Source organism: Sphingobacterium spiritivorum ATCC 33861, assembly GCF_000143765.1.
In the GTDB taxonomy this organism is placed as follows: Bacteria; Bacteroidota; Bacteroidia; order Sphingobacteriales; family Sphingobacteriaceae; genus Sphingobacterium; species Sphingobacterium spiritivorum.
Window position 1 is genome coordinate 70,031 of sequence record NZ_GL379771.1, and the last position, 14,088, is coordinate 84,118.

The 14,088-nt window shown below is 38.8% G+C and carries 10 protein-coding genes; all 10 read left to right on the top strand.

Translation table 11 applies throughout. The features are described 5' to 3' along the window. Positions 1-227 precede the first annotated feature (227 nt). Positions 228-1,205: a helix-turn-helix domain-containing protein gene (locus HMPREF0766_RS10500; protein ID WP_002996761.1), complete on the top strand. Its 978-nt coding sequence runs from the start codon at positions 228-230 to the stop codon at positions 1,203-1,205. After that, positions 1,205-2,197 (top strand): helix-turn-helix transcriptional regulator, encoded by a 993-nt coding sequence (locus tag HMPREF0766_RS10505; RefSeq protein WP_002996763.1) that lies wholly within the window; start codon positions 1,205-1,207, stop codon positions 2,195-2,197. The genes HMPREF0766_RS10500 and HMPREF0766_RS10505 overlap by 1 nt, the downstream gene beginning before the upstream one ends. Positions 2,198-2,636: 439 nt before the next feature. Beyond that, the gene (locus HMPREF0766_RS10510; protein ID WP_002996766.1) at positions 2,637-3,536 is read left to right on the top strand and encodes a hypothetical protein; all 900 of its coding nucleotides are present in this window, start codon (positions 2,637-2,639) and stop codon (positions 3,534-3,536) included. Positions 3,537-3,668: 132 nt separating this feature from the next. Then, a complete protein-coding gene (locus HMPREF0766_RS10515) occupies positions 3,669-4,961 on the top strand; it encodes a helix-turn-helix transcriptional regulator (protein WP_002996768.1) in 1,293 nt (430 codons plus the stop codon). 149 nt (positions 4,962-5,110) lie between these two features. Next, positions 5,111-6,151: a helix-turn-helix domain-containing protein gene (locus tag HMPREF0766_RS10520; protein WP_002996770.1), complete on the top strand. Its 1,041-nt coding sequence runs from the start codon at positions 5,111-5,113 to the stop codon at positions 6,149-6,151. Between the two features lie 100 nt (positions 6,152-6,251). After that, entirely contained in the window at positions 6,252-7,376 is a 1,125-nt protein-coding gene (locus HMPREF0766_RS10525; RefSeq protein WP_002996772.1) for a clostripain-related cysteine peptidase, read from the top strand. Positions 7,377-7,386: 10 nt separating this feature from the next. After that, the gene (locus HMPREF0766_RS10530) at positions 7,387-8,304 is read left to right on the top strand and encodes a DUF5106 domain-containing protein (RefSeq protein WP_002996776.1); all 918 of its coding nucleotides are present in this window, start codon (positions 7,387-7,389) and stop codon (positions 8,302-8,304) included. Positions 8,305-8,941: 637 nt separating this feature from the next. After that, on the top strand, positions 8,942-9,553 hold the full coding sequence (locus tag HMPREF0766_RS10535) for a DUF3575 domain-containing protein (protein ID WP_002996780.1): 612 nt from the start codon (positions 8,942-8,944) through the stop codon (positions 9,551-9,553). Positions 9,554-10,839: 1,286 nt separating this feature from the next. Beyond that, complete coding sequence (locus HMPREF0766_RS10540) at positions 10,840-12,630, top strand: BACON domain-containing protein (protein ID WP_002996787.1); 1,791 nt, start codon at positions 10,840-10,842, stop codon at positions 12,628-12,630. A 63-nt stretch (positions 12,631-12,693) separates the two neighbouring features. Further along, on the top strand, positions 12,694-14,079 hold the full coding sequence (locus HMPREF0766_RS10545) for an Mfa1 family fimbria major subunit (RefSeq protein WP_169311210.1): 1,386 nt from the start codon (positions 12,694-12,696) through the stop codon (positions 14,077-14,079). The last annotated feature ends 9 nt before the right edge of the window (positions 14,080-14,088 follow it).

Here is a 14,088-nt window from a genome sequence, read left to right on the forward strand (position 1 = left end):
CCTCTCCTGACGGCTTCTTCAAGTGCTATATTTTTTCGTCAAAACGTTAATAAAATTAAATATGTCAAAAGTTATAGTTAATTACTTCGGATAATACAAGTCAAACAATGAAAATTTATATTGTAATTTATCAAAATTTCATTTGTATCAAATTAAATACAAACTATTTTTGTTACTTTATGTTGTTTGAATAGTCTTACAACCTATGAAAATCAACATATAGCAAAATGGAAATTACGCATGAAAATGGTGTTGATCCATATTGGATCTATTCCTTCGCTCAGAAAATGGGAGGAGAAGTAGAAGGTTCCTTTCTGAAAATACCAGCAGAAGTACTGGAGGGAACATGCTATTTTTTAAAAGTAAGTGATACTATTTCTACATTTATCATAGATGCAGTTTTTAATCAACCCCTTACTTTTCATCTGCGTAATACAAAAAACAACTTTGTAACCCTACACTTCGACTTTACAGAAGGCGATGCTTTTCACATTCTGGATAACGTAGCAAATCCTGTTGGCCGGTGGGAATATAATGTAGCACTATATGACAGTAGTCTGGATGCAGATTATGTTGTAAAAGAAGGAAGTACAACATACAGTATAGACATCCATATAGACAAAAAAGAATTAAGGAGAATTTTGTCCGGCTTTCCCCAATTCAGAGATGTGCTCAATACCATGTTTGATTCCGAAAAAAACACATTTCTGCGCTACGGAAGAACCAGCAATAAGGCCTGGTGGCTGATAAATGAATTGCGAAATACAAATCAGGAAGATCCTTTGTATGATATTATCGCTAAAAGCACCGTTTACAACCTTTTAAGTGATTATCTGGATCAGATCCTGAATCAGGAAATACTCTTGGAGAAAGTTGTCAAAGAAGATCTGGTTGCTATTATTGATTCGCAATCTTTTCTGTTGAACCTGATTGAATCGGCCTTTCCCGGAATAAAAGATCTGGCAGCACGGGCGATGATGTCAGAAACCAAATACAAAACCTTATTCCGAAAGATTACAGGTCTGTCTCCCAATGCCTTTTTTCTACAAAACAAACTCACATATGCAAAGCAGATGTTGGAAACAGGGCAACACACCATTAGTGAGGTTACAGCACATTATAATTTTGCAAATGCATCATATTTTGCGGACCAGTTTAAAAAATTTTACGGCATTCCCCCAAAAGATTACCTAACTCACATGTAATGAGACACATCAAACATTCTTATAGTCTGAGCCCTGACTGGATGTATCAGGTTGCTCACGCATTTGACACTGAAGTTATTGATAATAAACGCAGTGAACTACCTCATCAACATGGAACAGGAGGTACAATTTTTCTGGAAATTACATCAGGTTTCTCTGTACAATTAGTTGATCTTATTTACACTGTACCCATCAAAGTCACACGTACTCCGACAAAAGAAGATATGTATGTAGTCTACTACGACATCAGTGACCATTATAATCAACATATCATTAATGGTACGGATCACAAGGTTGGTTATTCGTCCAAATTCGGAATGGGATTTACAGACGGTAAAGTGGAGAGCACCTTTATTCCCGCTATTGGAGAAAGAAATTTTTACCTCCGGCTATTCATAGCTAAATCCTTACTGCATTCTATGTTGTCAGACTGCAAGCCTACAGAGGCCGTGGAAGTCATATTTGATAAATCAAAAAAAGTTCTTTCTTATTATCAGCATATGGAGAGTGCAACACAGGTATTGCTAAACGAATTAAAAAACAGATCTTTTGATGATCCGGCTTTTGAACTATTCCTAAAAGGAGCTTCATTGCAGATCTTTACAAATCTTGTCAGACGAATACGTCTGTATGATGATACACTCTACAAACTGCCACAACAAGATTTAGATAGCATGGATAAAAGTATAGCTTATATGACAAATGATCTGCAAATGGATTTTCCGGGTATTCATAAACTGGCAGAAATCGCTGGAATGTCTACATCTAAGTATAAAACACTCTTTAAGAAGATCATGAAAGATACACCTCAACAGTTTTTCCTCAATGAAAAGTTGTTACTGGCTAAAGAGCTGCTGAATGGAGGGATGTTCAGATCTATTAAAGAGGTCGCTCTGGAACTTGGTTATAGCCAATCCGGATATTTTGCAGCAGCTTACAGAAAAAAATTCAACCTCCTTCCGGGTGAAAATTTTATAAAACCTACAGAATAGTCTAGATTAATATCCACAATCAGAAGCGGTCCTGAATATAATCTGTATTTTGATTCTTCATATATTGATAAAAATGTACAAATTATACCTGAAAGCAAGTTGAGCTTTTGGCCTGTCTTTATAGTGATTATGCTGTCTCTCTTTCTCTATTTAGAAAATATCATTTATAATATTTTGAAAAGCATTTTCATTTTTTTGCCACATATATCTGTATAACCACAATATAAAAAATCAGTTTACCTGATGGAGATAATTATCTCCGGATGAGTGCAACAAGTGGTTTCACATTTTGAGATCAATTGAGTATATAGCACACACAGAATTACTCAATTCCACCTTAAAACAGTTATTAAATGTCCTATTCTACCCCTTTCCGGCATCGGTATACCCTAATTTTGACATAACCACTAAATATTATTAATGTCTATCTTATAAAGTTATGGAAATAAAAAAGTATATCATTATCGACAGTAAGCCTATCCTGTTTCCGGTAGAATTTACACATGCTGATATCGCTTACCAGGGTGCAAAGATCGAAAGTGCCGGTATCTTTACAATTTTTGAGGGGCACGATAAACGGCTCAGGGTAAAGTGTATGGGCAAAAGTAATTCTCTTTCAGTAAAGAGTCATCCTGAAAGAGATGAATTTCTTATTGCCACATATCTGGGTCTGATGATGGCAAAACAAAACAATAATATTATGCCTGAGATAAGTGCATATATTAATAGTGAAACGGACTGCTTACAGAAAATTGCTGACTCCATGTCACTTATTTATAATGAAACGATTGCAATAAAAAATAATTGTATTCTCCTTCCAAAGGCTATAGGAGAAGGATACATGTCTATTGTAGAACTCAGTAACGGACTGGCTTTATTCAGAGCTAATGTCAGATTCAAAAATCAGGTGAAGCTATCACGCAATGTTATTCCGTCTAACACACATTTGTATTTACACTTTAATCTCAGCGAATCGTCATGTATGATAAAAAAAGAGAATGGCAAGATGGTAGATCTGGGAACTGGAAGCAAAGAAATGATGTTCTATTCCAGTAGTGGCAAAGGAATAGAAATGGAACTTCCATATGACAAGTGGGCCAAATGGATCACGATTATCATCCACCGGTCATGGTTGACAATTAAGCAGTTGAATTATTCTACACATATTGGCGGAAATCTTATACAGGCTTTTCTTCAAAATAGAGTTTTACAAGGTATGATCAATCTCACGACCGAAGAAATCTCACTTGCCTATTCACTGATGGAGGAAAAAGAACCTGACTCCTATATGCGTCTTGAAACCAAGGGAAAGGTTCTTAAATTAATATCCTATTTCTAAAAACCTTTTAAAATCTGTAGAATCGCCTCATTTCTACCTTAATATAGTAGTTTAATACCTTATTCTATCCTCTTCAAGCACTATTGTAAGATAACTTTGTATTAATCAACAAGATATAATGTGTAGAAAATTATGAAAATAAAGAAATATATTATTATAGACGGAAACCCGGTTCTTTTTCCTGTAGAATTTCAGCATGCCAGTATGGCAAACAACGGAACCAGAGTAGAAAGTGCCGGGTTCTTTATGATATTGCAAGACAAAGAAGGACAATTGAGAGTCAAATGTCTGGGTGAAAGTACTTCTCTCAGATTAAAAAGTCATCCTGAAAGAGATGAAATGCTGATCACAAAATATCTGGGATTAGATCCTCTCACAGAAAATAAACAAGCGATACCTGAAGTCAGCGTATACCTCAACAGTGAGATAGAGTGTCTCAGAGATCTGGCCAAAGCAATGTCAAAGACATTTAATGAAAAAATTCCGATAAAAGATAACTGTATTCAACTGCCTGAATCTGTAGGGAAAGGCTGCATGTCTATGGCAGAACTCAGTACGGGTCTGGCCTTATTCAAAGCAAATGTCAGATTCAAAAATCAGGTCAAGTTCTTACGAAATGTAACGCGTTCAAATGCACACCTGTATATACATTTTAACCTCAGTGAGGCCTCATTCATGATTAAAAAAGAAAATGGAAGACAAGTCGATGTCGGAGTTGACTGGGAAGAGGCCATTTTTTATTCCAGTAGTGGTAAATCTGTGGAAATGGAACTTCCTGAAGACAAATGGGTAAAATGGGTTACCATTATCATACACCGGTCATGGTTGGTAAACAAACAATTAAATTATAATACCAATATTGGTGAAGATGTAATACAAGGCTTTCTTCAAAACAAATCCATTCAAGGTATGGTCAATCTCACTATGGAAGAGATGTCACTGGCATTCCGGCTGATTGAAGAAATGGATCAGAACACCGGTATGCGTCTGCAGACAAAAGGCAAGGTACTCCAGTTGCTTTCTCTTTTTGTTTCCAAACATGTACAAGACGAAAATATTCAGTCATATGCAGATTTTTCGGATGTATCCAGAATCATGCGTATTGTCGGAAATCTGGAAAAAAACCCAAATAATACCTGGCCTACTATCAGTCTGATAGCGCGTAACTGTATGATGAGCCGCACCAAATTTATCACACTATTCAAGAGTATATATGGTAAAAGCTATCATAATCTGATGATGGACATCAGAATGCAGAAAGCTGCTGAATTTTTGCAAATAGGTGAAGCTATTTCGGAAGTAGGCCAAAAAGTAGGATTCTCTAATCTAAGTCATTTTGCCAAAACATTCAAACAAGTATTCCATATAGAACCGAGTAAATACAAGCACCTCGCCGGCAATCAGGAAAAAAATTTCATATCCTGATATCTATTGATATTTCGGGCATATGTGAAGACATCAGAACTTAGTTATAAATTTTATTTAGTCTTAATACACTAGTTAATAAACTTATTTTAGCCTCCTGAGCAATTAACGTCCTGTACCTTTGCACATAAGATAAATATGTAATTATCATGAAGTTAAATTTAGATTATTATCTGACAACGGATGAACGTTGGCTAAGAAACTTCTCTGATACACTCAGTGAGATTACCGGATATGAAAACAAAATACGGGAAAATAGTCTCGTATTACATTCTGAGGTCGGAGAGGGTATGTTCGAATTATCAACTTTTGGTGACGGTCTTAGTCTATTGAGAGTAGATTGTATCTTTCATACTGATTTAAACCTGAATCGTAGTCCGGATCCGAAAAACGAAGAATTCATTATACACTTCAATATGAGTGAAGATCCGGTATATGCGAACAATATTAAAAATCACAAAAAAAAATCCTGGCTAAATTTTTCAGAAGCTGTCTATTATTCTTCATCAGGGACAGGTCTGGAGACAAGGATACAACAAGGAGATCATATCAAATTACTTCTTTTCATTGTAGACAGGCGTTGGATCAATACTAATATTACAGAAAAAGACCTCATAGAATCCAGCATTGTAGATCAGTTCAGGAATAACAAATGTGTAAAAGGTATATTAAATATGGATCTGGTCGACTATAATCTGGCCAGTGAAATTTTAGATCTCTCATTCCCCCCACACGCTTTCAAACTTCATACGCATGGGGCTACGTTAACTATGCTTGCTCATCTTTTTAAAAAAATAAACATACGTGAACATGCCTTAAAAAAAGAGATTTCACTGGGAACAGAACCTTTCTCCATTCTAAAAGACAAACTATTGCAGCAGTTACACAGACCCTGGCCTCCTCTGGAGACCCTCGCAAATGAGCATAATATGAGTAAGACAAAATTTATTCAATCTTTTACACGGATACTAGGCAAGAATTATTCACAGTTCTATCTGGATGCACGTATGGAAAAATCTGCAAGAATGATTCTGGAAGGAATAAGTGTATCGATGGCAGGTATGGAAGTCGGCTATACTAATCTCGGTCATTTTTCCAAAATATTCAAAAGATATTATGGTATTTCCCCGAGACAGTATGCCAAACAAAAAGAGCTGATCCTTATACCAACAAAGACAACTGTTGCCTGATATCTATTCCAAACACCTGGGGGGTGAAGTGATTACATATTTTAGATTTCAAACAGCCCCGTATAATCAATACTATTATCCTCGATCAAAAGCTAAAAATATGAAAAGATTGAATATTTACTTCATTTTACTCTGCTTCCTGCTACTTTGTAGCTGTGGAAAAGAAAGGTTGGATATTGTTCCAAAACCTCCTGTATCACGTACTGTTATAGTGTACATGGGAGGCAATAACAACCTGCAGAATGAGACCTATGAAAAGATAGAATCTCTGAAGCAGGGATACAAAGCCGGCATGGGACGCCTCCTGATCTATCAGGCTATCCGTGATGATGTACCCCGGTTATTGGAAATAGTGGCCGATCCATCAGGGAAAGGAGTAGAGAAAGTACTCAAAACATATGAAAAACATAATGCAGCAGATGCAACAGTGTTTTCACAGGTGCTGGCAGAGGTCAAACAAACCGCACCTGCCCAAAGCTACGGTCTGATTCTTTTCTCTCATGCTTCCGGCTGGTTGCCACAAGGTACACTCATCAAACCCAGAACACTACTTCAGAATAGTGAAAGTGATCTGGAACTACGCGATTTTGCAGCAGCACTCCCGGATAATAGTTTTGATTTTATAATCTTTGAATCCTGTTTTATGACAGGAATAGAAGTTATATATGAGCTTAAAGACAAAACACGATATATTGTAGCATCTTCGGCAGAAATACTCTCTCCGGGATTTACGCCTATATACCCGGAGTTACTCCCATATCTTTACACAAAAGAAGCCGATTTAAAAGGATTCTCCAAACAGGTTTTTGATTATTACAATAATCAATCTGGTGACTACCGCTCTGCAACCATTTCTATGATAGATGTCCGCCCCTTATCCGAACTGGCGACATGGGCGCGTATAAATGCGACAAAACCATTACAAGAATCTGAATTACGGCTTGTACAGCATTTTGACAGATATGCAAATTACAGACTTTTCTTTGACTTTGCTGATTATTACAGCAGACGCACATCAGCGGAAAGCCAGACAAATCTTCGATCCATTTTAAACAAAATTGTTGTTTATAAAGCTTCTACACCTCAATTTTTATTGGGCCAGGGAGGTTTTACCATTCGTACACATAGCGGACTCACCAGTTATATCCCACAAGCGGGCTTCCCGTATCTCAATGCCGAATATGCAAAGCTAAAATGGACAGCAGACACCCAAATTAATCTATAATCAAAAAAATATGAAGAATCTGGTTTTGATAGCATCCTGTACAGCATTTATTATTGCCTGTCAGTCTCCATACAGGAAGGAAAATAATGTAAACGACAAGAATATAGACAGTCTAACTGCTTCTATTCACGGACAGGAACACAAGCATTATCTTGCTGAACATTATTGGGATGATATGCCATTCTCTGATAGTATCTCAACAGCCGGACTTCCGGCTTTTAAAGAATCTCTTGCAGACTACCTGCTCCTGCTTCATACGTTTCAGCCTTCGGTCGCTAAAGAAACAATGACCGGATTTTTAAACAGAAAAATAACCTCGGCTACTCTTCTTTTACAGATGGGAGATCTTTTAGAGAACTATCTGTACGACCCTCTTTCTCCGTTAAGAAACGATGAGTTGTACGCTACATTTTTGAAGTATAAACTGACATTTCCGAACATAGAAGATATGTATCTGGTGAGAACCCGATATCAGCTGAATATAATTTCCAAAAACAATGTAAATCAGACAGCCGAAAATTTTACATACATGACCGCACATTCAAAAAAAACTTCTCTGTCTGCTATTAAAAGTAACTATACACTTCTGTATTTTTATAATCCTGACTGTCCGTATTGTAAAGACACTACAGCAAAAATGAAACACAGTAATGTATTAAAGGAATTAAAAACTGTTCGTCAAGGGCTTAGCATATTGGCCATATGTACCGAACCAACTAAAAACACCTGGACAGATTACATCCTCTCACTCCCTGCGGACTGGATAAACGGTTATAATGATAAGTTACCTACACAACAGCTATATGACCTGCGTGCACTCCCATCGTTGTACCTGCTGGACGAGAACAAAAAAGTAATCTGTAAAGATGCCACATTCGAGCAGATAGAGACTATACTGGCAGAATTACAACAGCAGGGGAAACTTTAAGAAAACACTGTCCCTGATACGAAACCCCATTCTTCTTTCTTTTTCAAGATAAGATACTGTGTTATCCGGAAAGAGATTAATCACAAGACCGCTCCACTTCCCCTCCCTGCAAAGGAAAAGGACTCATTAGCAAATAGATGTACAGGCACCTGCACTCCTGCTATCGGCTTGCCCACCTTCTGCTCTTATCTCCTTTTCAAGGAGGTATCCCGGTACATCGGGAGACATCCCCCCTGTCAACCTTCTTACTAAAAAAACCTTTATGCTATAAAATATGTCTACCGAGCAGTATGTTTGGCAGAATAGTCCATTTCCGAGTGTATGCTGTACCACTGGAATCAGTTGTGATCAAAAAACAGAACGAAAATAAAAAACCAAACAGCAATTTGCAGAATGGAATTCCATATATTGAGTTTTCCGCACGCTATATTGGCATCAATATGCATAAAATTGTCCAATTACATTAAATTTAAAATCAATCGGAGCAATATCTTCCTTTTTCATTCCTAATATTTGCAATACCTTATATAGTACAAAAAAAATCAGCTCATTTCAGTTCTGCAATAAAGAATCAGCATAACAAAGACATTGAGCTATTTCATTCTGTATACATGAAATATATAATTATCATCCATATATGAAAGCAAAAGTAGTACTTCTTATTTTGTTCAGCCTGATTACAAACTGTAATACCCTGTTTGCTCAATTTTCGCGCAGCAGATATAACAGCAGTAGCAGTGGTTGGGTATTTAAGACAAATGTAGCTGGATTAGCAATTGGCAATATCAATGCGGCAGCTGAAACAGTGGTAAATGCGAATTATGATTTTCCTATGACCGTACACACATCCGTATCCTATAATTCCTTAAAGAAATATGCCGGAAACACCAAACTTCGGCATATTGCACTACAACCTGAGTTCAGAATGTGGATGCAGGGAGAGGCTTTCAACGGATTCTTCGCCGGCGCCAATCTTAATTATGCCTTCTACAACGTAGGGTATATATCGCTGAGCAACTCATTGAAAGATAATTATTATCAGGGACAACTGTTCGGTATAGGAATAGCCGGAGGATATCAGATGACCATCAGTGACAAGATCGGCGCAGAGGCATCGCTGGGGGTAGGCTATGCCAATATGAATCACGATGTATACAAAAAGGAAAAAAACAGTGGCAAACTCAGATCAGAAAGGTATAACTATTTCGGACCTAATAAGTTTTCCATATCATTTGTGTATAAACTATAATATAGCTTCAGTACACCAAATATTTATTCATTACAAATAAACTTCCGCAGTGCAGAAAAACTGATTTTTACACATAAGTAAACAGATATTTTTACACTTCATTTCTTAATTTTTAGCGTCAGGTTTCAAAAAAAATTTTTCAAAAAAAGGAGCTACAGAGCGTACTGTGTTTTCGATGATTTTAAAATGTTTAGGATTTAGTATCCTTTATCTTATAAAAAATAAAGCAAGATAATTTAATATCTTACTCTATAAGTATTAAAATAATCATAAGGCTTGTATAAACTAAGGTAGTTTAAGAATTATTTCCTTATCTTCTATTAAATATAAAAGTCAATGTAAGTAACATTGACTTTCTTTAATCATTATAATTAAAAATATCTTAGAGTTACGAAACAAAAGACCCCTCCATATCCTTAAATATCTGCGACACCTTTTCCAATATCCTTTTCAACTTTCTCTTTAAATATCTTAATATCGTGGCAGCGACATTCTTATGCCCTAACATCTTGCTCAATCCAACGGAACAGCCTTGCTTAAAAAGAGGGATAGACAACGTATGGCATGCCACATAAAAAGTTACTTTCTTGTCCTTTAAGACAATCAATAAGTCTGGATATTCTCTTTAAGCCGTCATTGCAAAAGGTGTTTGAGAGTACATGAAATTTTTATAGGCTACCAGTGATACTTTATACAAGGTGGCGCTTCATCATGCCATTAAAGCCTGGTGGGCTGCGTGTTCCACCGGCTATTTTTTGAAGTATTTTCATAGTGTTGAATTTAAGACATTAAATACCTTACGAAAACCTCACAAGACATGGTAAACACTGTAAATAAGCAATTTAAAAAAGAACTATTTCATCTTCACTACACTTTGTTCGATCATTTTAAATACAAAAATGAGCACATTTGCCTTTCTTATAAAACCTACTCACCTAAATAAAAGGACTATTTATCAAACCGCAAATCCTTCTCCGCTAATGACCATTACAGGCTATTTATTCATCTCCTTAAGCTTTCCTTGCGACTTCAAGCAGCAACAACAACCTGCAAAGCAATCGAAAAAAAACAAAATCTTGATTCGATAACACCATATCCGGTTAAAATTGGACGATACAGTCAATTTTAAGATTAGCCGGAATACCTCACTGCTTCCCCTTTACAGACATTTGTAACAGATTATAACAAGGGAATACAAACAAATACATCAGACAGCTAATAAAGTTCAGTATGCGATAAATTGCTGTCGTTGAATAGTAGCTTTAGCTGCACATTAATATAATCAGATGAAACAAAGATTTTTTTTAATTATCACCCTGTTGCTTATTTTATTTTCAGGCTGCAAAAAGGTTGATAGTCCAGAAAAAGGTACTAAGCCAAATGAGCAGGAAGTTATGTTACGTCTGGTACTGCCACAGTCCGGTAATAAAGCCGGTACCTATGCCATCAGCCAGGTCGATCAGAACAGCATCCACAGCCTGGATGTTCTGGCTTTTCGTGTAGCCGTTGATGGAAAAGAATACTATGCCTACCACAGGAAGGCTGTATTGTTACGTCCTAACGATAACGCAACAACAGTAGACTTCCATGTCGATCTGCTCAAGAGTACGGACAAGTTTCGTTTTGTCCTCATTGCCAATGCAGCAGCACAACTCCAAACCGCCCTTAACGGATTGCCCGCCAATGCCGAAAAGGAAACGCTGATGAGCCGCATTGAGTATGGGGTCAGCACCCGATGGAATGCCATCAGTTCCGCCAATTTCACTCCGCTGCCCATGTGGGGAGAGAGCCAGACAATAGACGGCATAGACAACAACACACAGAAATTCAGCGTCAGCATGCTCAGAAGTCTGGCTGCCATAGATGTAAAAGTGACGGACAACGATTTCGTAATGACTAAGGTATATGTATACAATATGCCCGGCAAAGGCCGTGTAGCACCTGCGGCAGGCAATTACAATACCGATTATAAAGTAACGGCCCCCAGCATACCCACAGGTACCAATAAGCTGGCGGCTCAGGAATACACGGCAGGCACAAATACACTGGCCGGCGAAATCTTTCTTTTCGAAAGTGCCGCAGCAGCAAGTACAGGCGATCTCAATGCCACAGGACTTGTGATCGCGGGCAAGTACGCCGGGAGTACTACCGATACGTATTACCGTGTAGAGCTGACCGATGAGCAGTTCAGGCTCATGCCTGTGCTGCGCAACCACCGCTATGCCATCGATATTATCAAAGTACATGGCCCTGGCTCTAACACGGTAACTGATGCCTGGTCCAGCAAACCGACCGGTATGACAGCTACTATGACAGCGTGGAATGAGATTGCGGTAGCGGAAGGCAAACCATCTTTGGAATATCTTAAATCAGACACTAAAAAAGTCGAACTATACGGATTTGAAGAAAATAACTTATACATTACGACATGGACGAACGTACCCAACGTAGAATTAATTATTCCGCCTGATTATGATTGGATAGAGAATACGGAGATCCATGAGATGGATGACGAGATTACCTACGGGTTAGTTGTAGAGGAAAACCCCAGTACTACACAGGCGAGGACTGGAAAAATCACTATAAAGGCTGGCCGGCTTAGCGCAACGATAGATGTGATACAGGGTGCCAGACCTATTGATTTGGGGCCCGGTTACAATTTTTATCTGTTTAGTGAGAATATTACTGATTTACTTTACTGGTATTACGCTGCCAATGTACCGAAAGATCTTTATTCTTTAGAGGACGCCTCCTTAACCCAGAAACCGGGAACCCCTTATCCTAAAAGCTGCGTAGCCAGATTGGGTACTCGAGCCAGGCTGCCGACTTTGTCTGAACTGAGACAACTGATACCAACAGATGCGGCAGGACGCCAAGCTGTCAACGATGCTATTCACGCTAAGGGAGGTCAGAGACTAAGTACCAATGGAATAGATCCCTATCTGACTTCTACTTCTGCAACAGTGAGTACAGTTCACACTATCAGAGCCGATAATGGAGCTCAAGGCACCTATGGTAAGTTTCCTAATCAGGGAGAAGGAAATCTGAAAGCTCGCTGCGTAGTATCCAAAAATTAACACTATAAAAAAAGCCACAATAAAGAACACATGAATAATAATTTAACAACAAAAAGAATGAGTATGAAAAAGTACGCACTTATTGCACTTGCAGGGCTGACCCTTGCAGCATGTAAAAAACAGGGTGGGGAGATCAATCCTGTCAACCCGGAGGAGGGGAAAGATGCCAGCCTGAGCCTGAGCATTACCTCAGCTGCCAATATCGGAACCTATGCATCTACCACAGGAAGTGATGGCGGTACCGCAAACGAATCAAAAGTCAATACTGTTGATGTATTCCTGTACAGTGAAGAAGGAAGCCTCACCCCTGCCGGATACGAAAGATTTAGCGGAACAGATGCCAACCTCTCTACCCCAAAAAAAATCAAAACAAAGACCGGTAGAAAAAGAATATATATAGGTATCAACCTCCCTCAGTCGCTGGTCGATCTGCTAAAGGCCGGTTATTCAGGTATGGAGAACCCTTATCCCGTTAATATGGAACAACTGGCAACGCCTAATGACGGAGTCATGATGTTCAGCCAGTCGGTAACCTCTCTGGATATCAAAGAAGGTGATGACCCCGCAAACAAAGTCACCATCCCTGTATCACGTCTGCTGGCAAAAGCCGGCGTATTGAAAGGCAACAGCTTGTCCCTCACTGACATACAGGGCGGAACAGTATCTGATCTGCAGTATACCGTAGGACAGCGTAACAAACAGATCCTTGTAGGACAGCTATACGATTTCAAGGATGCAAACTGGGCGTATATTAATCCATTTGTTTCGGGTACCAGTGGTGCTTTAACAGCTGAATATCAAGCTAACTTCACAGGTGTACTCAACACAGCCTATAAGGCTGTAGATGCAAGTAATACAGAGAACAAAGACCTCAAGACTGTATATATGCCGGAGAATACAACCGAACTCCCTGCTCCCACACAGGTGACCTATATACAGGTAAGAGCCAAATTCACCCCGACAAAACTGGAAGACGGAGCAACACCAAATGCAGACGGCACGTTCTATGTCATGTTCGGACAAAAAGGAACAAACGATGCGCTGCACCAGCTGTACTTCACTACTAAGTCAGCAGCAGATGCCGAAGCCGCTAAAACGGACTACAACAACGGAACCGTACAACGTAGTGTCGTTCTCACCTATAATCAGGGCTACTGCTACTTCCGTCTGTATCTCAATGAAGATCAGGTGGCCGGAGCAACCAAACTGGGCATACTCCGCAATACATTCTTCAAAGCGCAGATTACCAAGATCAATGGACTGGGTACACCATTAGAAGGGCAGATACCGGGAACTCCGGGCACTCCCGGCAATCCGGGTGGTAACGTAAAACCGCCAAAACCTGTAGATCCTACCCAACCGGTTAATCCGGGTAATCTGGACGCTAATATTCAGGCGACCATCACCATCACACCATGGACGCTGATCACCAGTGAACATGAAATATAAGGGGTAACC

Coding starts and splice junctions, on each gene's coding strand:
- HMPREF0766_RS10505 (WP_002996763.1), top strand. CDS start 1,205: ATGAGACACATCAAACATTCTTATAGTCTGAGCCCTGACTGGATGTAT.
- HMPREF0766_RS10535 (WP_002996780.1), top strand. CDS start 8,942: ATGAAAGCAAAAGTAGTACTTCTTATTTTGTTCAGCCTGATTACAAAC.
- HMPREF0766_RS10545 (WP_169311210.1), top strand. CDS start 12,694: ATGAAAAAGTACGCACTTATTGCACTTGCAGGGCTGACCCTTGCAGCA.
- HMPREF0766_RS10530 (WP_002996776.1), top strand. CDS start 7,387: ATGAAGAATCTGGTTTTGATAGCATCCTGTACAGCATTTATTATTGCC.
- HMPREF0766_RS10525 (WP_002996772.1), top strand. CDS start 6,252: ATGAAAAGATTGAATATTTACTTCATTTTACTCTGCTTCCTGCTACTT.
- HMPREF0766_RS10540 (WP_002996787.1), top strand. CDS start 10,840: ATGAAACAAAGATTTTTTTTAATTATCACCCTGTTGCTTATTTTATTT.
- HMPREF0766_RS10520 (WP_002996770.1), top strand. CDS start 5,111: ATGAAGTTAAATTTAGATTATTATCTGACAACGGATGAACGTTGGCTA.
- HMPREF0766_RS10515 (WP_002996768.1), top strand. CDS start 3,669: ATGAAAATAAAGAAATATATTATTATAGACGGAAACCCGGTTCTTTTT.
- HMPREF0766_RS10510 (WP_002996766.1), top strand. CDS start 2,637: ATGGAAATAAAAAAGTATATCATTATCGACAGTAAGCCTATCCTGTTT.
- HMPREF0766_RS10500 (WP_002996761.1), top strand. CDS start 228: ATGGAAATTACGCATGAAAATGGTGTTGATCCATATTGGATCTATTCC.